The sequence below is a fragment of the Caballeronia sp. BR00000012568055 genome (assembly GCF_029439455.1).
Lineage (GTDB): Bacteria > Pseudomonadota > Gammaproteobacteria > Burkholderiales > Burkholderiaceae > Caballeronia.
Genome location: NZ_JAQFVG010000335.1, coordinates 1 through 23,105 on the forward strand (window position 1 = coordinate 1; position 23,105 = coordinate 23,105).

Below are 23,105 nucleotides of genomic sequence, written 5' to 3' on the forward strand. Positions count from 1 at the left end.
GAACGCTTCGATATCCGTGAACGGTTCGGAGAAAAGATAGGTCCAGTCGCGGCCATCGTCAGCGGCGCTGTAGGCTTCGAACAGATCGTCTAGATGACGATCGACATCCACCGGTTCCAAACGGCAATGTTTCCCTTCAATCACGATTCGCGCGGGTCGCTCGCGCGTCGTCCAGTCATTCACGGCATCGCCAATCGGCTGCTGATACTCGTTCGTTCTCGTCATGCGTCGCAGACTCCCGTGGTCACTCGTCCGAAAGCATCTAAGGTAACGCATTCGTTTGATATCGAGTATGCAAAAAGCGTTGATTGACCGTTCAAATTAAATCCGCTTACCATGCGTCGATCGACACACGAGATCACCATGCCCAAGCTCGGAATGCGCGAAGTGCGCCGCGCACAATTGATCGACGCCACGCTGCTCACCATCGACCAGGTCGGGCTCGGCGGCGCGACGCTCGCGTCTGTGGCGCAGCGCGCGAGCACATCGACAGGAATCGTGAGTCACTATTTCGGCGATAAGGATGGCCTGCTCGAAGCCACCATGCGCCATGTTTTACGCGATCTCTGGTTGGCTACGTCGCGCCGTCGCAAGGCCGCGAAGGCGGATTCGCGCTCGAAATTGCGCGCGGTCGTCGCCGCCAATTTCGATGCGGAACAGGTGAACGGTCCCGTCATGAAGACGTGGCTCGCGTTCTGGTCGGAGAGCATGCACAAGCCTGCGTTGAGGCGCTTGCAGCATGTGAATACGCGGCGACTTTATTCGAATCTGTGCGCGGATTTTTCGCGTGAGTTGTCGAAGCCTGCGGCGCGACGCGCGGCGAGTGGGTTGGCCGCGTTGATAGATGGCTTATGGCTGCGCGGCGCGTTGGCCGGCGAACCGTTCGATACGAAAGGCGCGCTGCGTCTGGCTTACGATTACATCGACCTGATACTCGAACCGCGCGAGCAATAAAAAACGGCGCGGAGAATATCCGCGCCGTTCCTGCTTCAATGCAACGCTTGAATTAAACCGCCATCACCGTCACCGACTTCGACACGAGATACGGTTCGAGCGCTTCCGGTCCGCCTTCCGAGCCATAACCCGAATCCTTGACGCCACCAAACGGCATTTCAGGCCAGGGCGTCGCGGGCTGATTGATCCACAACATGCCGACTTCAAGCTGATTCGTCAGCAGATGCACGTTCTTGAACGAGCGCGTGAACGCATAACCCGCGAGACCATACGGCAGACGATTCGCCTCGGCGATGGCTTCCTCGATCGAATCGAATCCGCGCACCGCCGCGACCGGGCCGAACGGCTCGTTGTTGAACACGTCCGCTTCTAGCGATACATCGGTAATCACCGTCGGCGCAAAGAAATTGCCCGCCGTGCCGATACGCTCGCCGCCCGTGGCAATCGTCGCGCCGGTCTTGCGCGCGTTTTCGATCACGCTGTTCATCGCCGTGATACGGCGTGCGTTGGCCAAAGGTCCGAGCGTGGTGCCATCGGCGAGGCCATCGCCTACTTTCAGACTTTCGGCGTGCTTGACCAGCGCGGCGATGAAGTCCTGCTTCACGCTGTTATGCACGAGGAAACGCGTCGGCGAAATGCAGACCTGACCGGCATTGCGGAATTTGGCCGCGCCCGATGCCTTCACCGCGAGTTCCACGTCCGCGTCTTCCGCGACGATTACCGGCGCGTGGCCGCCGAGTTCCATGGTCGCGCGCTTCATATGCGTGCCGGCGAGCGCGGCGAGTTGCTTGCCCACGGCCGTCGATCCGGTGAACGTCACTTTGCGGATTTCCGGATGCGCGATCAGGAACTGCGAAATCTGCGGCGGATCGCCATAGACGAGTTGCACAACGCCCTTGGGCACGCCTGCATCGGCGAATGCGCGAATCAGTTCAGCGGGCGATGCCGGCGTTTCTTCCGGCGCCTTCACGATAAACGAACAGCCCGTCGCCAGCGATGCGCACAGCTTGCGCACCACCTGATTGACCGGGAAATTCCACGGCGTGAACGCAGCGACCGGACCGACCGGCTCCTTCACCACGATCTGCTGCGCATTCACATTGCGCGGCGGCACGATCCGCCCGTACACGCGACGCCCTTCATCCGCGAACCATTCGATGATATCCGCCGCCGAATTCACCTCGATACGCGCTTCCGCCAGTGGCTTGCCCTGCTCCTGCGTCATCAGGCGCGCGATCGAATCTGCGCGTTCGCGGATGATCCCGGCCGCCTTGCGCATGGTGTTCGCACGCTCGATGGCCGTCAGCTTGCGCCACGTCGCAAAGCCTTGTTTCGATGCCGCCACCGCGCGTTCCAGATCGGCCGTGCCCGCGCGCGCCACCTTGCCGATCACCTCGCCCGTCGCCGGACTCACGACGTTGATGGTCTCGCCGGACTTGGCGTCGCACCATTCGCCATCGATGAAAAGACGTGTGTCTGTATAGCCTGCTGTTGCCATTGATGACCTCCAGATGAAAACAAATAGTCTGTCTATGTTGCCTGATATCGGTATCGCTCGCAGAAACGCGGTTGCCTCAAGTCACGCATCGCCCTGCCGTAAACCTTCTTGAGACGCAGGTTTTCTCCGCCGTCTCTGGCTCTTTCGATCGCTTGTTTTCAGCCGATCGGAGCAGCTTCGCATTCTCCCGTGGCATTGCTCAGGTTTGAATCAGTCACCAATCGTCCGCATGCGGACATGCCTGGTGCGATGCGCCTGCTTCGTGGATACGACTTCAATTCGCCCATTCGGTATTGCGCTTCGCCATGACGAAATCTGATCGACCTGTTGTGTTGCCCCACACCTTCATTGCCATCGCGATGAGTCTTTTGATCGCGGCCTGCGGCGGCGGCGGTAGTGGCGATGCCGGGACGACTGCATCGAATGCGGCGCGTGGCACTGCTTCGACGTCTTCTTCTGCTGCTCCCTCTGCGTCAGCATCCTCGCCTTCGGCAGCGGCCGCTTCTCCCTCTGCATCTGCTACTACAGATGCGACTTCTGCGGCTTCGTCAGCGCCCGCCTCGGTTTCCATTGCTGCGTCAGATACAGCGGCGGCTCTTACCGCTTCAGCTCCGGTGGTCACCAGCGTGCCTGCATCGACCGCGAAGTTGTTCTACGGCGCGAACGGTCACAACAACGAAGGCGGCGCATACGATATCTCCAGCACCGCGCTCCAGCTTCAGCAATTGCAGGATCTCGGCGCAAAGCTTTATCGAAACGAGGTATTTAGCCAGAGCAGCGCGACCAAACTCGCCACCGTCGCGCAGACCATGGCGGCAGGCGGCGTGACGGTGTATCCCGTCATGCTGATGGGCCTCGACTTCAACAGCGAAAGCGATGCCTATGCAGCGGGTTTCGCGCTCGGCCAGCAGACCGCGAATTCTTATCATTATCCGTACTACGAAGTAACAAACGAACTCGAAACGGACGCGCTGACCGGCAATGTCGATGGCGTCTATCCTTCGCATTTCGACAACACGAAATTTACCCATGCGCGCGGCGTGATTCGCGGCATGATCGCGGGCGTCAAGTCGGTGGATGCGTCCGCGAAAATCATCATGGGCGGCGGCGGATGGCTGCACTACGCGTTCGATCAGATGCTCGCCAGCGGCACGCAACCGGACGGCTCGACCGGCCATGAAACGGTGGACTGGGACATCACCGCGTGGCACTGGTATTCGGATATGGGCGACATCACCAATGCTTGCGGCGGCACCGGTTGCCATAATGTTCTCGCCGCGCTCAAGCAACTCGGCAAGCCAATCTGGATCAACGAATTCGGCGTGCGCCCGTGGTATGGATCGGATCAGCAAGTCGCTACATATCTGATCGGCAGTCTGATGATGGCGCAATTCGTCTCGCTCGCATCGACCTACAACATCCAGTCGATTCAAACCTACGAGCTTTACGACGATCCGGCCGGTGGCGAAGGCCCGTACGGTCTCCTGAAGAACGACGGCATCACGCCGAAGGCAGGCTACGCCGCGTTCAAACAATTCGTCGCCGCCAATCCTCGATAAACCACGCAAATCGGCCCGCGCGCCTGCGGGCGATCCCACGCTTCGGGACAGATGAACGCACGCGTGCGAGCCGGTAAAAACAGAAAGGTATTCTCGAAACCTAATTGTTGGCACGTGCTTTTTTCTGCAACTTCGGTTTACTTTCCATTCATTACCCGATAACCTTTGCGCCGCTATCACAGGTTTCGGCAACGCTTGCAAGTCTGACGATCATTGATCAGACCAGATCGGCAAATTCGTTATCCACAGCGCGCATCGCGGCTTGTACAAGTTACCGGTGAATAGCACGCCGTCAGGCAAAAACGCCTTCGGCGCTTCGCAGTATCCGTTGATCAAAAGCGAGCAAACGCAATCGTTTGCTCATCGACTCCGCCATCCGGGGGCGCTGCCATTCGCGCGTCTGGACTGCTTCGGCGAATCCGTGTTGTTCCGGCTGTCGTGTGGCGCTTGCAGAGCGTCGGCAGCCAATCCCCATTGCGGGTTGTCGTATGGACTACTAACGACCGTTCATTTGTAACGGCATCTGTGGCCCTTTGTTACATCGACATTTTGTACAGACCGGATCGTGACCGGCGCGTCCAGCGTTTGCGTTTCAATTTCGTGGCACGCCTCATGCCATTAGTACCACTAATTGATATGACGAATCGAACTCAAGCAGACACCTCACGCTTTCAGGCGTTTTACAGCAGCAAGGTCTCGGCGATTGCCGCAGCGGTCGTTGCAAGCGTGATGCTCGCCGCATGCGGCGGCGGCAGCGACAGCGCCGTCGATGCAGCCACCGGCAAAGCCGCCACGCCGAAGGCGACGGCCAAAGCCGCGAACAACGGCTCGATCTTCTACGGCTTGAACGGCCATAACAGCAACGGCGCGCCGTACGACACCACCAGCATTCAGACGCAGTTGTCGCAGCTTCAGGATCTCGGCGCGACCATCTATCGAAACGACGTGTATAGCCAGGCATCGGCGCAGATCGTCGCGAAGGTCGCGCAGCAGATGGCGGCGGGCGGCGTGACGGTGTATCCGGTGCTGATGCTCGGCCTCGACTACAACAGCGAAGACGATGCCTATAACGCGGGTTACACGCTCGGTCAGCAAACGGCCAACTCGTATCACTACGGCTATTACGAAGTCGGCAACGAACTCGAAGCGAAGGCGCTCGCCGGCAACTACGACGGCAATAACTGGCAGCACTACAACAACTGGTCGTACATGCTGGCGCGCGGCGTGATTCGCGGCATGATCGCGGGCGTGAAGTCGGTGGATGGCTCGGCGAAGATCATCGTTGGCGGCACGTGGAAGCACACGGCGTTCTTCCAGATGCTCGCGGACGGCTCGCAGCCCGACGGAAGCTGGGGCCATCCGACGGTGAGTTGGGACATCACCTCGTGGCACTGGTATTCGAACGAAGGCGACATCACGTACGCGTGCGGCGGCACTGGCTGCCAGGACGTGCTCGCCACGCTTCAGCAAATGGGCAAGCCGATCTGGATCAACGAATTCGGCGTGCGTCCGGACTACGGCTCGATCGCATCGATCGCGTCTTATCTGACGGGCAGCCTGATGATGCAGCAGTACGTCAATATCGCTTCGAAGTACAACATTCAGTCGATCCAGGCTTTCGAACTGTATGACGACGGCGAAGGCGAGTACGGGTTGCTGCAAGGCGACGGCCAGACGCAAAAGCCTGCTTACTCGGCATACAAGAACTTCGTCCAAAGTCATCCGATGTAAATCGCGGGCAATACGCCGCGTCCCGACTCGCGCGCATCATCGAAAAGATGCGCGCGAGATCGAAAACGAACAATTCGAACCAGAAAAACGAAAAGAATTGTTCCATCAGCAATCGGTCACGCCCGACCGATCGCGCAAAAAATCCAACCAAATCCTCAATTTAGCCGGATGCTTACGCGATCGCGCCGCAAGCATCCCTATGGTTTTCCCTAGTCCTCAAGCCGACGCGCGAGAGTACGATCCCCGACGATTAGCGGTCCCGAATGTTCGAATTCGAGCATCGGAATCGCGCAACTTGTCGTGATCGGAGTCTCCATGTTGAAAACTGTCATCGGCTTGCGCTGGTGGATCATCGCGCTCGTGTGTGTCGGCACGATCATGAATTACCTGTCGCGCAACGCGCTCGGCGTGATGGCGGCGGAACTCAAGCCGCTGCTCAACATGAGCACGCAGCAGTATTCCTATGTGGTCGGTGCGTTTCAGATCGGCTATACGATCATGCAGCCGGTGTGCGGGCTGATTATCGATGTGATCGGTCTGCGGCTCGGCTTCGCCTTGTTTGCGTGTCTGTGGTCGGCAACCGGCATGGCGCACGGTCTGGTCGGCAACTGGATGTCGCTGGCCGCATTGCGTGGGCTGATGGGTCTGTCCGAAGCGGTGGCCATTCCGGCCGGCATGAAAGTGGTTGCGGAGTGGTTTCCGAATCGCGAGAAGTCCGTCGCGGTCGGTTACTTCAACGCGGGCACCTCGCTCGGTTCGTTGTTCGCGCCGCCGCTCGTCGTGTTCCTTTCCCTTCGATTCGGCTGGCAGAGCGCCTTCGCCGTCACGGGCGCAATGGGCTTCGTCTGGGCCGCGTTCTGGTACTGGCTGTATCGATCGCCGGCGGATCATCCGCGTATCAGCGAGAAGGAACGCGCGACGATTGCTACAGGGCAGACGCCGCGTCTGAAGTCCGGAGAAAAGCGCCGCATCCACGAAGTGCTCGGCACGCGGCGATTCTGGGCCATCGCGCAGGCGCGTTTTTTCGCGGAACCCGCGTGGCAAACCTTCAGCTTCTGGATTCCCCTCTATCTCGCCACCGAACGCCACATGGATCTCAAGCAGATCGCCATGTTCGCGTGGCTGCCGTTTCTCGCCGCCGATCTCGGCGGCTTGTTCGGCGGCTATCTCTCGCCGTTCCTGATGAAGCGTTTTCGCGTGCCGCTGATCGCCTCGCGCATCACGGGCGTGGTGCTCGGCGCGTTCATGATGATCGGGCCGGCGTGCATCGGATTGGTGGCATCGCCTTATGAAGCGATCGCGCTGTTCTGCGTCGGCGGCTTCGCGCATCAGATGATCTCGGCGCTCGTCAACACGCTCGCCGCCGATGTCTTCGAACCAGGCGAAGTCGGCACCGCAGCCGGATTCGCGGGCATGGCCGCGTGGATCGGCGGGCTCGGTTTTTCGCTGATCGTAGGCGCGCTCGCAGATACCGTCGGCTACGGGCCGCTGTTTATCGCGCTCGGCGCATTCGATCTGATCGGCGCGTTCCTGCTTGTCGTGCTGATGCGCGGCGTCAAGGGCGATGCGCGCCTTCAGTCCGTCCCGAACTAATTGGCAATCCGAAATGGCTAATCTCAAACATCGTCCGCAATTTACGATTTCGTATATCAAGAAGCATCGTGTCGCGCTGGCTTCGGCCGAAGGGCATCGCATCGAGATCGATCAGCTTGCGCAGGATATCGTGCGCGTGCTCGTGTTGCCGTATGGCAAGCTGCGCGGGCCGCGCTCGTGGGCGATTGCGCCCGGTCAGGACGACGTGCCGCTCGAAGGCCGCGACCGCCGCGATGTGACCGGCTTCGATCCCGGCCCCGCGCGCTTTCTCAGCGACGATCACGAATTGATGATCGAAACGTCGATGCTGCGTCTGACGGTGACGCTCGACGGCGGCTTCTGCACGTGGGACGTGCTGCGCGGCGGACTGTGGCATCGCGTGTTGGGCGATCGCAAGACGCAGGCGTACAACTTCGGCTGGTGGGACGAGCGTGTGTATCACTACGTCGAACGTTGCAAAGGCGAAATGCTCGTGGGACTCGGTGAACGCGCGGGCATGCTGGATCGCTCGAATCAGCGCTACGAAATGCGCAATATCGACGCGATGGGCTACAGCGCGCGCACGACCGATCCCTTGTACAAGCACATTCCGTTCTACGTGACGTGGCAGCCGGAAACGTCCACCGGCTACGGCCTGTTCTACGACACGCTCGCCGATTGCCACTTCGATATGGGCCGCGAACTGGACAATTATCACGGGCATTACCGGCATTTCATCGCGGAACACGGTGATCTGGACTACTACTTTATCGCCTCGCCCGATACACCGTTGAACGCCACGCGCCGCTTCACCTGGCTCACCGGCAAACCCGCGTGGATGCCGAAGTGGGGACTCGGCTATTCCGGCTCGACGATGAGCTATACGGACGCGCCCGACGCGCAGCATCGCATGAGCGAATTTATCGATCGATGCCGCGAGCACGACATTCTGTGCGACTCGTTCCACTTGTCGTCGGGCTATACATCGATCGATGGCAAGCGTTACGTGTTCAACTGGAATCACGAGAAATTCCCGGATATCGATGGCTTCGTGCACGACTATCTGCGCGATGGCGTGCGCCTCGTGCCGAACATCAAGCCGTGTCTGCTGCACGATCATCCCGCCTTCGATGAAGTCGCCAAAGCGCGCCTGCTGATCGAAACGAACGACGGCGCGCCCGCATGGATTCAGTTCTGGGACGAAGTCGGCGCGTACCTCGACTTCACCAATCCGCAGACCATCGACTGGTGGAAGAATCGCGTGACGGACAGCCTGTTGCGCTACGGCATTGCATCGACATGGAACGATAACAACGAGTTTGAAATCTGGACGCCCGATGCCCTCGCCTACGGTTTCGGCGTGCCCTTCCCCGCGCGCGAAGCCAAGGTCCTTCAGACCATGCTGATGATGCGCGCCTCGCGCGATGCGCAACGCGAGCACGCGCCCGGCGCGCGGCCGTTTCTGGTGTCGCGATCGGGTGGCGTCGGCATGCAGCGTTATGTGCAGACCTGGTCGGGCGACAACTACACGTCGTGGGAAACGCTGCGCTTCAATCTGAAGATGGGACTCGGTCTGGCGATGTCGGGTGTATCGAATAGCGGGCACGATATCGGCGGGTTCGCGGGACCGGCGCCCGGTCCTGAACTGCTCGCGCGATGGGTCGCGTTCGGCATCTTCCTGCCGCGTTTTTCCATTCATTCGTGGAACGACGATGGTACGGTTAACGAACCGTGGATGTATCCGGAAATCACGCGCGTGGTGTCGGATCTGATCAAGCTGCGGTATCGGCTGATTCCGTATCTGTACGAGTTGCTGGGGCAGTCGCACGACCGCTACGAGCCGGTCACGCGGCCCATGTTCGCGGAGTTTCCGCACGATCCCAACTGCCTCGTCGATGGCGACGACATGATGCTCGGCGCAGCCTTGCTGGTTGCGCCCGTGGTCGAGCCGGATCATAAGTATCGCGAAGTATATTTGCCGAGCGGCGCGCGCTGGGCGTCGTACTGGAGCGGCGAAGTGTTCGATGGCGGTCAGCGCGTGAATTTGCCCGCGCCGTTCGATCGCCCAGTGATGCTGATTCGCGAAGGACACGTGGTGCCGCTGAATATCGCGGAGCAGCACTTTGCGCAAGCGGCGGATGAGCGCGCGTTTATCGCGTTGCCGTTCGAAGGCGACGGCGTCGCGCGTGGCGAATGCGTCGAAGACGATGGCGAATCGCACGATGGCGCGCGAGGTCATTGGCACGTTTCCATCGAAAGCGATGCTTCTGAATTGCGCGTATCGGTGGAATGTCCGCTTGCCGGACAGCGCGATGTGCGTATCAGCATTCCGGCATCGGACAAGCGAAGCATCGCGAGCACGCAAGGCGAACTAATCGACGATCAGATCAGCAAAGGTTGGCGTCATCTCACGCTGCGTCTTGCTGACGGTCTCGCTCACTGAGCGAAGCGGTTTCGTTTTATGAATCGAAGGAAAGTAATGAAGTCATCGAAAACCGTCTGGGCGCGCGCATCCGTCCTGTTGTCTCTGCCTGTGGTGTTTGCAAATCACGCGTTCGCGCAAAGCAGTGTCACGCTGTACGGCGTGGTCGATAACGCGTTCGCGTACGTCAACAATCAGCGCGGCCACTCGAACATTTACATGAGTCAGGGCAACTTGCAGGCGAGCAAGTTCGGCTTGCTGGGCGCGGAAGATATCGGCGGCGGCACGAAGGTCGTTTTCCGGCTGGAAAGCGGCTTCAATTCGCTGACGGGCGCGCAAAGCAGCGCGGGCAATATGTTCAATCGGCAAGCATATACGGGCTTGAGTAACGATCGATACGGCACGCTCACGATGGGCCGTCAATACACGCCCTACTTCAACATGGTCGGCGCGCTCGGGCCGACGGGCGTGCTGACGGGCGCGACCGGCGCGCATCCCGGCGATGTCGATGCGCTCGACACCACGCTGCGTTTCAATAATTCGGTTACCTATGTATCGCCGACGATCGCGGGACTGGCGTTCAGCGCGCAATACGCGCTCGGCGGTGTGCCGGGCAGTATCGCGAGCGGCAGCAATTTCAGCGCGGCTTTGCGATACGACTACAAACCGTTTGTCATCGCTGCGGGTTATGTGAAGCTGAAGGACATCGCAACGAGTCCAGCGCTCGGCACCTTCGCGGTGAATTCGCCGGTGAACAACGGCTTCGCGAGCGCGCGCAGCGTGCAACTCGCCGCAGCCGCCGCGCGCTACACGTATAACGATCTGATGCTCGGCGTGAATTACTCGAACGCGCAGTACGCGCCGGGATCGAACTCGCTATTTACCGATGAAGCCGTGTTCAACACGTACGGCGCAATCGCGACCTATCGCTTCACGCCCGCGATCAACGTCGCGGCCGGTTATAGCTATACGCTGGCGAGCAAGTCGAACGGCATCAACGAGCCGGCGCGTTATCAGCAGATTTCGCTGGAGCAGACGTATTCGCTATCGACGCGCACGACGTTCTACGCGCTTCAGGCGTATCAGCATGCAAGCGGTAAATCGTTGATTGCTTCGGGGAACGGGCCGGTGATTGCGAATGCGGTGGCCGTGGTCGGTGACTCGCAGAACACGTCGCCGTCGTCCGGACCATCGCAGTTCGTCGCGATGGTCGGCATTCGGCACGCGTTCTGATTCAGCTTAACGTGTAGCTCCGCGCGAATGCATCGAATTGTTCGATCTGATTCGATTGCCATTGCGCGGGCTTTTGCAGTTCTTCCGCCATAATCCGCGCCACTTCCGGCGCGGCGCGGCGCGCGGCGGCGGCATCGAGAAACAAGGCGCGATTGCGCCGCGCAAGCACATCTTCGACAGAACGCGCCAGTTCCGCGCGCACCGCGAAACGCGTCTGTGCTTCCGTCAGTCCACTTGCTTCGATCAGCACATTCGATGCGCCCGGCAACTGCTCGATAGCATGCGCATCCGAGCCGTAATAGCCGCCGCGCTCATTCGTCGATCCGTGCAGTGGCAAATGCTCCGTGCGGCACGGCGCGGCGGCCAGCATGCCCTGCTTCACCGCGAGATCCATCACCTGCTGCGCCATCAGCCGATACGTCGTCCACTTTCCGCCCGTCACGGTGATCATGCCGGTGCTGTTCAGCTCGATCGTATGTTCGCGCGATAACGACGCCGTCGGCCCGTTGCCATCGCCCTTTTTGACCAGCGGACGCAGACCGGCCCACACGCTCAGCACGTCGTCGCGCGTCGGCTTGATCGCCAGATAATCGGCGGCGGTGGCGAGAATGAAGTCGATATCGGCATCGCTTGCGTGCGGGTCGAGCGGCAGATCGTGGCGCGCGGTATCCGTCGTGCCGATGATCGTGTGGCCGTGCCACGGCACCATGAACAGCACGCGGCCGTCCTTGGTTTTAGGCACGAGAATCGCGTGATCGCTGCGGAGGAATTTTCCTGGCAGCGTCAAATGCACGCCCTGGCTCGGCTCGACAATGGGCCGCGCGGTCGGATCGGCCATGGCGCGGATCGAATCGACCCAGACGCCGGCTGCGTTCACCACGCACTTTGCGGTGACGCTGAACGTATCGCCGGTATCTTTATTCTCGACCGATAGCCGGTGAAGCCCCGCAGCCTTGTCGAACGTGACGCCACGCACGGCGGCATCGTTGAGCGCGATGCCGCCCAAGTCGAACAGCGTGCGCATCAACGTGATGGCGAGGCGCGCGTCGTCGAACTGGCCGTCGTAGTAGAGCGTGCTGCCGCGCAAGGCGTGGCCTTGAAGCGCGTCGGCGAGCATCGGCGCATGGTCGCGCGTTTCGGTGAGACTCAGACCACGGCTCGATGCGAGATTCAGTTTGCCCGCGAGGCAATCGTAAATTTTCAGGCCCGCGCCGTAGAAGAATTTATCGCCGAAGTGATACGCGGGCACCACGAAGCCCAACGCGCTGACCAGATGCGCCGCGTTGCGGGCAAGCAGGCCGCGCTCGCGCAGCGCCTCGCGCACCAAAGGAATATTGCCTTGCGCGAGATAGCGCACGCCGCCGTGCACGAGTTTGGTCGCCTTGCTCGACGTGCCCTTGGCGAAATCGCGCGCCTCTAAAAGCAAGGTTCGATATCCGCGCGAAGCCGCATCGACGGCGGTGCCGAGGCCGCTTGCGCCGCCGCCGATCACGACGACATCCCAAGGCACGGTTTGATCGAGTTCGCGCAGAAGCGCGGCGCGGTCGGCAGGAATCGTGGCTTGCATGGTCAGACGGTGCAGGTAGTTGAGGTTTGCGGAGCGGCAAGGGGAACGTCCCAGCCCTTCGAACGTTCGATCGCGCGATGCCATCGGTCGAGATGCGCGGCGCGTTCATCCGCAGACATCGCCGGTTCGAAGCGGCGGGCGGCATCGGCTTGTTGCGGGAGATGGTCGGGGCTCGACCAGAAGCGCGCGCCGAGTCCGGCGAGATACGCCGCGCCGAGCGCGGTGGTTTCCGTGATCGGCGGACGCACAACCGGGCGGCCGAGCAGATCGGCCTGAATCTGCATCAAAAGATCGCTCTGCGATGCCCCGCCGTCCACGCGCAACTCGGTCAACGCGATGCCCGCGTCTGCTTCCATCGCGTCGAGCATATCGACGGTTTGCAGCGCGATCGCTTCGAGCGCCGCGCGGGCGATATGCGCGCGTGCCGCGCGCGTGCGGATCCCAATGCGGCGCGCCGAGTCCGGCGAACGCGGGCGCGAGCACCACGCCGTCGCTGCTTTTGCATTGAGCGGCAAGCGCGCCGACATCGGCTGCGCGTTCGATGATGCCCAGACCATCGCGCAGCCATTGAACGATTGCGCCGCCCATGAACACCGAACCTTCGAGCGCATAGGTGCGCGCATCGCCGATTTGCCAGCCGAGCGTCGTCAACAACTGATGTGTCGATGCCACCGGCTGCGCGCCCGTGTTCATCAGCAAAAAAAGCCCCGTGCCATACGTGTTCTTGACGATGCCGCGCTCGAAACACGCTTGGCCGAAAGTCGCCGCCTGCTGATCGCCCGCGATGCCGGTAATCGGAATCGATGCGCCGAAAATCGACGGATCGGTGCGCGCGATCTCGCCGCTCGATGGCACGACTTCCGGCAGCACGGCGCGCGGGATATCGAACAGTGCAAGCAGATCGTCGTCCCATTGGCCGCGGCGGATATCGAACAGCGAGGTGCGCGAGGCGTTCGAGCCGTCGGTGACGTGCCGCTTGTTGCCGCTCAGATGCCACACAAGCCACGTATCAACGGTGCCGAAGGCGAGTTCGCCGCGTTGCGCTCGCGCACGCAGATCGGGCGCGCTGTCAAGTAGCCAGGCGAGTTTCGTCGCGGAGAAATACGGATCGATCCTGAGGCCAGTCCTGTGCGCGATCAGTTCCGACGCGCCCTGCTCCGCGAGACGCGCGCAATGTTGCGCCGTGCGCCGGTCTTGCCAGACGATGGCCGGGCCAACCGCTTCGCCGGTCTTGCGATCCCACAGCAAGGTCGTCTCGCGCTGATTTGCAATGCCGATGGCCGCGATTTGCGTGGCATCGACCTGGGCCTTTTTCAGCGCTTCATGCGCGACGGCGAGCTGCGATTGCCAGATATCCTGCGGATCGTGTTCGACCCAGCCCGGCTGCGGATAATGTTGTTCGAATTCGCGCTGCGCTTGCGCGGCCACGCGGCCCGCGCGGTCGAATAGCATGGCGCGGGAACTGGTGGTGCCCTGATCGAGCGCCAGAATGTAGGCGGGCTGGGTCATGCGGCCGCGGCTCCTGAATAAAGTTATTCTTTTAGATTCGCAAACGAACCTTTAATGTTCATTTACGCGCATCGTATCATAGCTTTCTTGGGCTTCGCGCCCCGTTGATTCGATTAAACTAGACACCGTTTTTCACTTATTTTCGATTCCGCTCATCAACATGACACTCGCTTCGGCGCTCAACAGCAGGCAGCAAGCGCTTCTCGACCGCGTCGCGCGCTCGGGATTCGCGACCATCGACGATCTGGCAGCGGAGTTTCAGGTCACGCCGCAGACCATCCGGCGCGATGTGAACTGGCTCGCCGATCAGAATCTGCTGCGTCGCTATCACGGTGGCGCGAGTGCGCTGACGAGCGCGGAGAACACGGCCTACACCGCGCGTCAGGAGATGTTTCTGGATGAGAAGCGGCGCATCGCCCGGCGCATCGCGCAGGACATTCCGAATAACGCGACGCTGTTTATCAATCTCGGCACGACGACGGAGGAAGTCGCCCGCGCGCTGCGGTCGCATAGCGGGCTGCGCGTCATCACGAACAATCTGAATGTGGCGAATATTCTTGCGGATGAATCGGACGCCGAAGTGATTGTCGCGGGCGGGCGCGTGAGGGCGCGCGATAAAGGCGTAGTGGGCGAGCAGACGGTCGATTTCATCCGTATGTTCAAGGTGGATTTCGGAATCGTGGGGATTTCGGGTATCGACGAAGACGGTACGCTGCGTGACTTTGATATCGCCGAGGTGCGCGTTGCGCAGGCGATCATCGAACAGTCGCGGTCGGTGTTTCTCGCGGCGGATCACTCGAAGTTCGGGCGCGCGGCGCTGGTGCGGCTCGGCCATCTGAATCAGGTCGATGCGCTGTTCACCGATACGCCCCCGCCCGAGTGGATGGCAGAGGCATTGTCGGCGGCTGAAGTGTCTGTACGCGTGGCGGAGTAAACCTCTGAGGCGTTATTTAGCGGGGGATTGATCGGCTTCGGTCGCTTCTGCGACGGGTTCCGCGATGGCTGGTTTCGGCGGACGCGCGCGTTTCTTCGGCGCCGTGGTCTTGCCCGCCTTCGCCACTTTGCTCTTCGATTTCGCTTCAGCGCTTGCGCCAATCGCAAACACCGATCGATCGGCCGCATCGGCAATCCATGCGGGCGCACGGCCATGACCGGTCCACGTCTTACCCGTCTCCGGATCGCGATACAACGGTTTACCCGGCGCGCTTTTGGCGGCTGCAGCCTTCGGTTTCGATGTACCGGTCACATCGGTCGCATCGATCAGAAACTTGCTGCGATCACGCGCATTCGCGATCCACGCGGGCGGGCGCGCACGGCCACTCCATGTGTCGCCCGTCTTCGGATTGCGATATTTCGGCGGCAATTGGTTTTTCACCGCACGCTTCTTCGCTGCCACAGACGACACCCCGAGCGCCTTTTGCCGACGCTTCTTCGCAGCTGCCTCGATATCCGCCGTCGTCAGCCCGTGCTCGATCATCAAGTCGCGAATGTGATCGACGACTTTCTGCGCCTGCTTTGCGATCAGAGTATCCGCCTGTTTTTGCAGCGCCTGAATCTTCGCCCGAATCTGCCCGATGGTCGCCATGATGCCCCCTCAGCGTTTGGGTGAATGCACTATGCCATCAACACTTGCTTTAATCGAGCCGCGACCGCCGTCAACAGCGACTCAGCGCGCCTTGCGCGCAGCCTTGCGCAACTCCGCCGCCACGAACGACACGAACGTACTCGCGATGCTCGGCCACGTCATGATGTTCGCTTCGTCGATGTCGGCCGCCTTGAGTCCCTGCCGGTCGATCGCGCGCTGCCCGATCGTGCTCGATGCCACGAAGCTCCGGACCAATTCTTCCTGCGTTTTCTTTTCCGCCGACACGAAGAATTCGCGCGCGGCGCGCGTCTCGTCCTGACGACGCTGATCCGCCGCCGCTTCCGCCGCCGCGAGACTGGCGGCGACCGCATCCTTGCGCGCGTTCTGTTCTTCGTTCTTCGCCGCGGCTTTTTCGACGCGCTTCGTTTGGAGCATCGAAACCTGCTTATCGGCTTCGGATACGCGGTAATTCTCCGACAAGGCTTTCATCAGATACGCCGACGCGCGACGAATATCGTCACCTTTGGCGATTCGCCAACGCACGTAATCGATAGCCTGCTCGATGCGTTCGTCCGACCACGTCGCGCGATTTTCACGGATCTGCGCGAACTGTTTATCGGAGAGACCGAATTCTTTGTAGAGCGTCAAATAAAGCGATGCCGACGACAGCATGTCCGCATCCGCTGCCGCCGCTTCCTCGCGACGCTTGAGTTTGAAGCGAATCTGATCTTTCTTGCGCGAACCGGGCGTGCCGGCGCGCGTCTCGTAGGCAATCTCGATATCGGACAACTCGTTGATATGTTTGATCGCCGGTTCGAGATAGTCGCGCTTGAAATACTTGAACTCCGCGAAGTTCGCCCAGGACTTGCCGGGCAGACTGCGAATCAGATCGAGCGAAATCCAGTCGGTGCGCTCGTGCGGCACCTCTGGCAAGACGTGGTCGTAAATCGCGCGCGCATAGATCAGCTTGAATTTCGATGTGACCAGCAGACTCGTCCAGTACGAATTCTCGGGATCTTTGATCAGCCGCTGCAATTCGAGCGGCACGCGAAAGCGGATGCGTCCGCTGCGCACACTCACGCGGCCGATCAGTTCGAGCCAGTCGCCTTCATCGTCGCTGATGGAAATGAGGCTGTCATCGTCGGCGTCGTCTTCATCGGCGTCCGTTGCGTCCGGCTGATCCTCGACCAGGCGTCCCTTCGAATCCACCGATACCACCGGGCCGCTCGTCACCTCGAGCATGGCCGACTTCACGCTGCGCACGACGCTGGAAAAGTGCTTCTTGTTATGGCTTTCGTAGCGCATCAGCCATTTGAAAAAGCTGAGCGACACTTCGTACGTGTCGGCGGTCTCCGGCTCCTGCGCGACGATGAAATACGCGGCATCGACAAAGCGGCGCGCGGACAAACCCAGCCCGATGATCCGCGCGAATACGCTGTTCTTCTGATAACCGATGTCTTTCGGCGTAACGACAGCGTCGATGGGCGTCTTCACCGGTGCGTTCTCGACGAATAAATCGAGCGCATATTGAAGCGGCGTCACCCGTCTCTCGACACTGCTGGCCATGTTGTTTCGTTGATATGAGGGCTGGTCCGGTTAACTTTAGCACAGGAAGGTGAGATAGCGAACAAACACTCTCACCTCTGCCGCTTTTTCGGCACGCTTTTGACACTATCTCTCACCTTCGCGACAGCGGATCTCACCTTCGCAAGCATTCTGCGCCCCTGAAAGTCAAGCAGACACAGCGTGCAGCGCGAATCCGACAACCAATCTCACCTCTGAGCATGCGCGCCAAGGACTCTCACCTTTTCGCCCGTGACTCTCGCCTTTGGTTACAACGGTTCTCACCTTTGATGGACACTCGCTCTCACCTTTGCGCCAATAGTTCTCACCCTACGCGGATAAGCCGTTGATTCTATTCCGGTCGCCTTCGTTCTGTTAGTAAGCTTGTTCGTTTTTCTAGGTTTACAACGACAAACAAACCGAGCCTAACGTAGCGGGCGGACTACTTCTCTTGATCTGCGAGGCCGTCCGAGCACGGTAAAGGTGAGAGTCATTGTCGTCCGCGATGTCTACTTTTACGGGACATGCGGCGATTTGTCTATAACGACAGGCCTCTTGAGGGCTTGACGGCGTTTACCGGACACTAACTCTCACCTTTGGGCTACACGGGGGCTCAAGAATTCGGGCTTTTACTGCGCCGTTCCGTTCATACAAGGCTGGAAATACGCTCAAGTTTGCGGGCGTCATAGTGAAGGTGAGAGGTTTTGGTGCCGCATTAAAGCATATGTCACGCTTATTATTTTGAATGATCGGACAATCCCGCGCTTATAACCGTTGTAAAAACAGTGAGTTACTTGAGGCTATGTAGAAATAAGATGCGCTTTGAAACCAGCCATTCTGGTTTTCCGGTATTCTACGTTTAGGCTTAATTTTCAGGAAAAACTTCGAAATGGCGAATGTCAGTCAACCGATGCCAATCGATCGAACGGTGACTTTGGCGCAAATCAGCGATTTCGCTGATGTCGTCACCGATTACGCAACCGAGTTGCGGGATCAGATTTTGGCGCCGCGGCCGCGAAAAAGCGCGCCTATGTTCACCACGGGAGAAATTGCCGAGCTGTGCGGCTTGACGCGACAGCAGGTGCACTACCTCGTTGCAAAAAGCGATGGTGTGCTGCCGGAGGGACAGTCTACTGGAACGGGCCGCAGTCGCAGCCGAATGTTTACCCTTCCCGAAACGCGCACCTGGGTTCAGCGCGTATCAGAGATTTATCAAACACCGATAGTCGAAGGCCCGAGCGATAACTTCGAAGGCAAGGTCATTATCACCTCGCAACTCAAAGGTGGCTCCGCGAAAACCACGACTACGATGTGCCTCGCACAAGGACTGACTTTGCGCGGCCGAAAGGTTCTCGTGATCGATCTTGACCCGCAAGCATCACTCTCGGAATTGTGCGGGCTTTATGCCGAGAAGGAGATCTTCCCCGAAGACACCGTGCTTCCTTTTATCTATGACCAGAAGGTCGAAGGCGGTTTGCTCGGGAAGGTTCAAACAACGTATTGGGATGGTCTCGACATCATCCCGGCTCACACGGAATTAGTCGGCGCTGAATATCACCTGCCTGCCATGCAGATGAAGTTGCCTGGCTTCAAATTCTGGACGGTTCTGCGCGACGGACTCGCACCGCTTCGCAAGCATTATGACTACATCATTCTCGACACGTCGCCGTCGTTGTCCTATCTGAACCTCAATGCGTTGATGGCCGCCGATGCCATGGTCATGCCTATGGTGCCCGAGAATCTGGACTTCTTCAGTTCGCTATCTTTCTGGCGGCTATTCTCCGACGTCGCGAAGTCGTTCATTCGTTACGAGGCCGACAAAAAATACGATTTCGTTTCCGTGCTGCTCACTCGGGTGAATTATGGTCCTACGGCGTCGACACCGGTCGTGCGAACTTGGGCGCAAGGGGCGTATCGACAGTGGCTCGATCCATTCGAGGTGCCGGCTAGTTCGGTGATGAGCTCCGGCGCGCTTGCTTTTACCACCGTGTTCGATATCGCGAGTACGCATAGTCAGGCGAAATCGCTGGCGCGAGTCCGGCAGCCTTTGGTGGACTATTGCCGATGGGTGGATGATCAGTTCGTTAAGCAATGGAGACCGGCGCAATGAGCAACATCCGCGAACAATTGCTGGCGAAGACGGCCGGGATCAAAGCCACGGATGCCAGAAAACCAGATGCATCGCGTCGCGCTAGCCGAACGGAAACCGCGCCGGGAATGGCGGGCGCGCTCGCGGCCGCTCAGTTGCGAGTGCAGGAACTGGAATCGAAAGGCACGTCGTCGGAGTTGACGGTCAGCGAAATTCTGCCGAATCCCTGGCAGCCGCGACGTGTGTTTAACGAGAGCAAGCTAACGGAGCTCGCTGAGTCGATTCGTGAAGTCGGTCTCATGCAGCCGATCGTGGTGCGTCGTGTGGATGCGAATTACCAGATCATCGCGGGCGAGCGTCGGTGGCGTGCGCACAAGATGCTTGGTCTTGAGGCGATTCCTGCTGTGGTTATTGAATGTACGGACCAGGATATGGCGGTGCTGGCGCTGGTCGAAAACGTCAGCCGCGATGATCTGACGGATTACGAGATTTCGGTTTCCATTCGCCGATCGGAGCAGGAGTTTCCGGATCGCAAACGGATGGCCGAGGCACTGGGTATGTCGCGGGCCGGGTTGTATCGTTACTTTGCGTACGAGAGCTTGCCGGGTTTTATCCGAAAGACGCTCGATCTTCAGCCGACGCTGTTAGGCGGGCACGCGGCGCAGGATATCGTTTCGACGTTAAAGAAGCACGGCGAAGATGGTACGCGGGCGGCATCGGAATTGTGGCCGGATGTTGTCAGTGGAGATTTGCCGCAAGGGAAATATGCTGCGTCGATCGCTGCGCTGGCTGTCAAGCGTCGCTCGAGTGGAGATGTCGGCGCGGGAAGAAGTATCGAAAAGTTTTTCGCGGGACGTGAGCAGGCGGGAAATATCACTAAGGATCTTGGCAACTTCACGGTCAAGATTAAGACCGCGATGTTGACAGAGGACCAAGAGCGCGAGATACGCGATGTTATTGGCCGGCTGTTTTCTACGCAGCCAAAAAATTGAGTTGCTTTTCGGTACCAAGATGAAGCCCGCGCAAGCGGGCTTTTTTTGTGCGTGTCTCCAGTGGAGACACGCAGTGTTAATACAGACGGGAACGTGCGCAGGCCACCGAACCGCCTGCACCGAATTTTTTAAGGCAGGAGTTACGGCAGCGGCTCTAAGACAGTTGGATGTAGAGGGTATCGCCTGATGCAAACGCGAAGGTGCTGATTAACGCGGCAATGATGATATGTATGACGTTGCTGGCAATCTCGCGCGCCGAACTCATGCCGCTTAGCCGACCGCAGCTAAGCGGCAACGAGTGATCAAATGCCGATTACCATTTCCTAGCCGTGCAAGCCGTGGATCTAGATGCGGTCGTGCTGAAGCTCTTGTGACTATCACTCGTGTCTCCACTGGAGACACTAAAAGCATTTACGACTTCTATTGCCTCCGCTTAATTTGCGCGGCCGCATCGAATCCAAAAAGTCGGCAAATGGGTGAACCCATTCGGTTCGCAAGCGATGATCTGCGTTCGAAATGCAAGCGATCAAGACAAGTTGCCAAGGCTATCCGCCGCATCGCATGGAATATGGATACACCTCGAAGATAGCCAAGTGTCTCCATTGGAGACACGGAAACGATGTGGGCAAGCTGCAAAACGCGAGCATTGCAGTGGCCGTCAGAATCATCGAACAGCGTTGCGCTGGCAAGATCGTTGGCGCGAAACAAGCTTAGCTACGTCGATCAGGAAACCGGGCGTGAAACATGCGCGAAAAACAACGGCTTCAGCTTTTGTGTCGTAAAATCAGCAAGTTGCACCATTTACATGAAGTTGTTTCACGGAAAAGCAACGGAGATTTCGCGAAGCGTCGCCGAAACTGGTCGAAATACGGCTTAAAAGCGACCAAAGCCGCCAGGCGTATTAACCGAAACCTTGACCGTATCGAACGACACGCCAGCGGTTGAATCGCTCAAGCGAAGCAGATACGCCTTAAGCCCGTCGCCGATGCGCCACCTGACAAGGCTCACCCGCCTTGAACCGGTCCAAACGCTCACTCGCCACGGTCAACGCGCCAAGACTCGCCCGTCGCAACTGATAATCGTAGAGCGACACGATCGCTGCGAAATTCTCAAACTCATCCGCCGGCAGCGTCCAAACACCCGACGCCCGCCCGCCATCAAAAACCGCAGCCATGACGCGATCAGCACTCGCTAACGCATCCGCGGAAAAATCGCCGTGACCGGCTTCTGACAGAAACCGCGCCAAAAGCATGGCTTCCGTTACGCGTTGCGCGGGTTCGATTTCCGTCGCGCCCGCCCGCAGCGCCTGCAAAGAGAGATGCGCTTGAAGCGCCAACTCACTCGCGACTGCACGAGGAATAGGAAGAAGCTGCGCTTTGGAAAACTGCGCATTGGTCGTCTTTTGCGACTGCTTAAAAAGTAGAGTGCGTGACATGCTACCGATCTTGAAGTTGATCTTGATGCGTTAACGATCAACTCAGTCGGAATCTGAAGGGTATCCGCTTCTTTCTTGTTCGAATCGTTCGATAATGGCAATCGCGCCTTCACATTGCTCGGCATCGAGCGAATGGATCGAGCCTTTTTCGGCCAACTCCGCGCCGATCTGCTGCGTGACCCACTTCAGCCCTTTTGCCCGCGCCTCAAAGATCGAGCAGCCGTCGCGCCGGACTTTTGCCTGAGCCAGCGGTTCCAGCATCGCATGCAGTTTCGCCTTCAACTCACGAAGCCGCGCATCGGCGAGACGACCAAGCGGAACGTTACGTGTGCTGCGTGGAAACACGCCGATCCACGCCTGACAATTCACGCATATCCACAGTGACCCGTGATTGTCGCGATACGGATAGATTTCGTCGCCGGCCCGCGCGAGGGTCGCGGGCGCGCCGCAATAATCGCAATTCGGATGGGGCAGGGCTTTGACTGGGCGACCGACACGCATGTCCGCTCTCTCGCTCGTTTCTCTCGCAGTTAGGAAACTCAATATAGCAAAGCGCGAATGAGCGAACGTTCGTTGGTCTCGCGCTTACGCGCAATAATAATTCGGATAGCGAAGCGTCAGCATCGGATTGAAGAATCGCACCAGGCGCGTACCTACATAGGTGGGAATTTACTTCGGCGTGTGACGGTATAGGGTGTAAGTGCGTACGGAGCCTACGCACTTCAGGAGACGAATGACTCTCCCCACGTAGCGTTCGATCACGATCAGCCGATCGAACCGCACATCGCAGCATAGTCGAGCCACGTTCTGCCGCAGGCATCGCGGGCGTGCGTCAGCAACACGTTCTAAGAGGTGATGACGATGAGAGCAAGTTATCTATTGGCCGCATTGGCCGCCGGGATGCTCGCACTGAGCAGCACGGTATTCGCACAAGATATGCAAATGGCACCCGACCAAACCACCATGCCGCAACAAAACGCGCAGAGCATGCAGTCCGATACGACGTCGTCCAGCTATGGCGGCACGTCATCGACGATGACTCGCGCGGGCGGCATGTCTCAATCGACATGGACGAGCGGAACCTCGTCGGCATGTGTCACCGGCCTGAGCTGCAATATCTATCAAGGGAATTGAAAGCGTGTGACCGCCGCAGGCAGCGGCCACACGTGAGAGGGGAGCGCCGGAAGCCGGCGCTGCCACCGAAGAAGCGCCTTAGCGCTGATGGTCCTTCTTGATTTCTTCCTTGGCGTCGCCGAATTGCTTGCGGGCTTCGCCAGCACCTTGTTGCACTTGCCCCTTCACTTGCTGAGCCGTATCGCCGGTCATTTTGCCGACAGCTTCATTGGCCTTGCCCTTCACCTTTTCGGCGGTACCCTTGACTTGATCCTTGTTCATG

General features: G+C 59.2%; 18 protein-coding genes and 2 pseudogenes. 10 read left to right on the forward strand and 10 right to left on the reverse strand.

From position 1 onward, the window contains the following. Positions 1-225: pseudogene (locus P7F28_RS28590) on the reverse strand (GNAT family N-acetyltransferase); the annotation flags it as partial. Between the two features lie 138 nt (positions 226-363). Here P7F28_RS28590 and betI point away from each other — a divergent pair. Continuing rightward, positions 364-954, forward strand: coding sequence for a transcriptional regulator BetI (gene betI, locus P7F28_RS28595; protein ID WP_277188220.1), 591 nt, complete (start codon positions 364-366; stop codon positions 952-954). A gap of 52 nt (positions 955-1,006) precedes the next feature. Here the strand turns inward: betI and P7F28_RS28600 are convergent, their stop codons facing one another. Then, positions 1,007-2,452, reverse strand: coding sequence for an NAD-dependent succinate-semialdehyde dehydrogenase (locus tag P7F28_RS28600; RefSeq protein WP_277188221.1), 1,446 nt, complete (start codon positions 2,450-2,452; stop codon positions 1,007-1,009). A 274-nt stretch (positions 2,453-2,726) separates the two neighbouring features. After that, positions 2,727-3,023 (reverse strand): hypothetical protein, encoded by a 297-nt coding sequence (locus P7F28_RS28605; protein ID WP_277188222.1) that lies wholly within the window; start codon positions 3,021-3,023, stop codon positions 2,727-2,729. Positions 3,024-3,078: 55 nt separating this feature from the next. Here P7F28_RS28605 and P7F28_RS28610 point away from each other — a divergent pair, with 55 nt between their 5' ends. The 5 genes from P7F28_RS28610 (at position 3,079) to P7F28_RS28630 (ending at position 10,969) form a co-directional block, all read left to right on the forward strand. After that, positions 3,079-4,011, forward strand: a complete 933-nt coding sequence (locus tag P7F28_RS28610) for a lipopolysaccharide biosynthesis protein (RefSeq protein WP_368860381.1) — start codon at positions 3,079-3,081, stop codon at positions 4,009-4,011. A 636-nt stretch (positions 4,012-4,647) separates the two neighbouring features. Continuing rightward, positions 4,648-5,742 (forward strand): lipopolysaccharide biosynthesis protein, encoded by a 1,095-nt coding sequence (locus P7F28_RS28615; RefSeq protein ID WP_277188224.1) that lies wholly within the window; start codon positions 4,648-4,650, stop codon positions 5,740-5,742. 318 nt (positions 5,743-6,060) lie between these two features. After that, entirely contained in the window at positions 6,061-7,335 is a 1,275-nt protein-coding gene (locus P7F28_RS28620; protein ID WP_277188252.1) for an MFS transporter, read from the forward strand. 13 nt (positions 7,336-7,348) lie between these two features. Next, positions 7,349-9,757 carry a glycoside hydrolase family 31 protein gene (locus P7F28_RS28625; protein WP_277188225.1) on the forward strand — a complete coding sequence of 803 codons (2,409 nt, stop codon included), beginning with the start codon at positions 7,349-7,351 and terminating at the stop codon, positions 9,755-9,757. A 36-nt stretch (positions 9,758-9,793) separates the two neighbouring features. Next, positions 9,794-10,969 (forward strand): porin, encoded by a 1,176-nt coding sequence (locus P7F28_RS28630; RefSeq protein WP_277188226.1) that lies wholly within the window; start codon positions 9,794-9,796, stop codon positions 10,967-10,969. A gap of 1 nt (position 10,970) precedes the next feature. Here P7F28_RS28630 and P7F28_RS28635 read toward each other — a convergent pair whose 3' ends face one another. Then, positions 10,971-12,536, reverse strand: a complete 1,566-nt coding sequence (locus tag P7F28_RS28635; protein ID WP_277188227.1) for a glycerol-3-phosphate dehydrogenase/oxidase — start codon at positions 12,534-12,536, stop codon at positions 10,971-10,973. Positions 12,537-12,538: 2 nt separating this feature from the next. Beyond that, positions 12,539-14,045: pseudogene (gene glpK, locus P7F28_RS28640) on the reverse strand (glycerol kinase GlpK). A gap of 160 nt (positions 14,046-14,205) precedes the next feature. Between glpK and P7F28_RS28645 the strand changes: the two are divergent. Further along, a complete protein-coding gene (locus P7F28_RS28645; RefSeq protein WP_277188228.1) occupies positions 14,206-14,979 on the forward strand; it encodes a DeoR/GlpR family DNA-binding transcription regulator in 774 nt (257 codons plus the stop codon). A gap of 12 nt (positions 14,980-14,991) precedes the next feature. On the opposite strand, the gene P7F28_RS28650 is transcribed toward P7F28_RS28645, so the two are convergent. Together P7F28_RS28650 and P7F28_RS28655 are read right to left on the reverse strand one after the other, a co-directional pair. Further along, entirely contained in the window at positions 14,992-15,630 is a 639-nt protein-coding gene (locus tag P7F28_RS28650) for an H-NS family nucleoid-associated regulatory protein (RefSeq protein WP_277188229.1), read from the reverse strand. An 81-nt stretch (positions 15,631-15,711) separates the two neighbouring features. Beyond that, positions 15,712-17,196, reverse strand: coding sequence for a replication initiation protein (locus tag P7F28_RS28655; protein WP_277188230.1), 1,485 nt, complete (start codon positions 17,194-17,196; stop codon positions 15,712-15,714). Positions 17,197-18,082: 886 nt separating this feature from the next. On the opposite strand from P7F28_RS28655, the gene P7F28_RS28660 reads away from it, so the two are divergent. Continuing rightward, positions 18,083-19,303: a ParA family protein gene (locus tag P7F28_RS28660; RefSeq protein WP_277188231.1), complete on the forward strand. Its 1,221-nt coding sequence runs from the start codon at positions 18,083-18,085 to the stop codon at positions 19,301-19,303. After that, positions 19,300-20,274, forward strand: a complete 975-nt coding sequence (locus P7F28_RS28665; RefSeq protein WP_277188232.1) for a ParB/RepB/Spo0J family partition protein — start codon at positions 19,300-19,302, stop codon at positions 20,272-20,274. Before P7F28_RS28660 ends, P7F28_RS28665 begins: the two co-directional genes overlap by 4 nt. Before the next feature lie 970 nt (positions 20,275-21,244). Here P7F28_RS28665 and P7F28_RS28670 read toward each other — a convergent pair. Together P7F28_RS28670 and P7F28_RS28675 are read right to left on the reverse strand one after the other, a co-directional pair. After that, positions 21,245-21,709, reverse strand: coding sequence for a hypothetical protein (locus P7F28_RS28670; protein ID WP_277188233.1), 465 nt, complete (start codon positions 21,707-21,709; stop codon positions 21,245-21,247). A 42-nt stretch (positions 21,710-21,751) separates the two neighbouring features. Beyond that, positions 21,752-22,210, reverse strand: coding sequence for a zinc-finger-containing protein (locus tag P7F28_RS28675; RefSeq protein WP_277188234.1), 459 nt, complete (start codon positions 22,208-22,210; stop codon positions 21,752-21,754). A gap of 441 nt (positions 22,211-22,651) precedes the next feature. On the opposite strand from P7F28_RS28675, the gene P7F28_RS28680 reads away from it, so the two are divergent. Further along, on the forward strand, positions 22,652-22,843 hold the full coding sequence (locus tag P7F28_RS28680) for a hypothetical protein (RefSeq protein WP_277188235.1): 192 nt from the start codon (positions 22,652-22,654) through the stop codon (positions 22,841-22,843). 78 nt (positions 22,844-22,921) lie between these two features. Here P7F28_RS28680 and P7F28_RS28685 read toward each other — a convergent pair whose 3' ends face one another. Continuing rightward, positions 22,922-23,104, reverse strand: coding sequence for a CsbD family protein (locus tag P7F28_RS28685; protein WP_277188236.1), 183 nt, complete (start codon positions 23,102-23,104; stop codon positions 22,922-22,924). Position 23,105 lies beyond the last annotated feature (1 nt).

Coding starts and splice junctions, on each gene's coding strand:
- betI (WP_277188220.1), top strand. CDS start 364: ATGCCCAAGCTCGGAATGCGCGAAGTGCGCCGCGCACAATTGATCGAC.
- P7F28_RS28600 (WP_277188221.1), bottom strand. CDS start 2,452: ATGGCAACAGCAGGCTATACAGACACACGTCTTTTCATCGATGGCGAA.
- P7F28_RS28605 (WP_277188222.1), bottom strand. CDS start 3,023: ATGGAAACCGAGGCGGGCGCTGACGAAGCCGCAGAAGTCGCATCTGTA.
- P7F28_RS28615 (WP_277188224.1), top strand. CDS start 4,648: ATGACGAATCGAACTCAAGCAGACACCTCACGCTTTCAGGCGTTTTAC.
- P7F28_RS28625 (WP_277188225.1), top strand. CDS start 7,349: ATGGCTAATCTCAAACATCGTCCGCAATTTACGATTTCGTATATCAAG.
- P7F28_RS28630 (WP_277188226.1), top strand. CDS start 9,794: ATGAAGTCATCGAAAACCGTCTGGGCGCGCGCATCCGTCCTGTTGTCT.
- P7F28_RS28635 (WP_277188227.1), bottom strand. CDS start 12,536: ATGCAAGCCACGATTCCTGCCGACCGCGCCGCGCTTCTGCGCGAACTC.
- P7F28_RS28645 (WP_277188228.1), top strand. CDS start 14,206: ATGACACTCGCTTCGGCGCTCAACAGCAGGCAGCAAGCGCTTCTCGAC.
- P7F28_RS28650 (WP_277188229.1), bottom strand. CDS start 15,630: ATGGCGACCATCGGGCAGATTCGGGCGAAGATTCAGGCGCTGCAAAAA.
- P7F28_RS28655 (WP_277188230.1), bottom strand. CDS start 17,196: ATGGCCAGCAGTGTCGAGAGACGGGTGACGCCGCTTCAATATGCGCTC.
- P7F28_RS28660 (WP_277188231.1), top strand. CDS start 18,083: ATGGCGAATGTCAGTCAACCGATGCCAATCGATCGAACGGTGACTTTG.
- P7F28_RS28665 (WP_277188232.1), top strand. CDS start 19,300: ATGAGCAACATCCGCGAACAATTGCTGGCGAAGACGGCCGGGATCAAA.
- P7F28_RS28670 (WP_277188233.1), bottom strand. CDS start 21,709: ATGTCACGCACTCTACTTTTTAAGCAGTCGCAAAAGACGACCAATGCG.
- P7F28_RS28675 (WP_277188234.1), bottom strand. CDS start 22,210: ATGCGTGTCGGTCGCCCAGTCAAAGCCCTGCCCCATCCGAATTGCGAT.
- P7F28_RS28680 (WP_277188235.1), top strand. CDS start 22,652: ATGGCACCCGACCAAACCACCATGCCGCAACAAAACGCGCAGAGCATG.
- P7F28_RS28685 (WP_277188236.1), bottom strand. CDS start 23,104: ATGAACAAGGATCAAGTCAAGGGTACCGCCGAAAAGGTGAAGGGCAAG.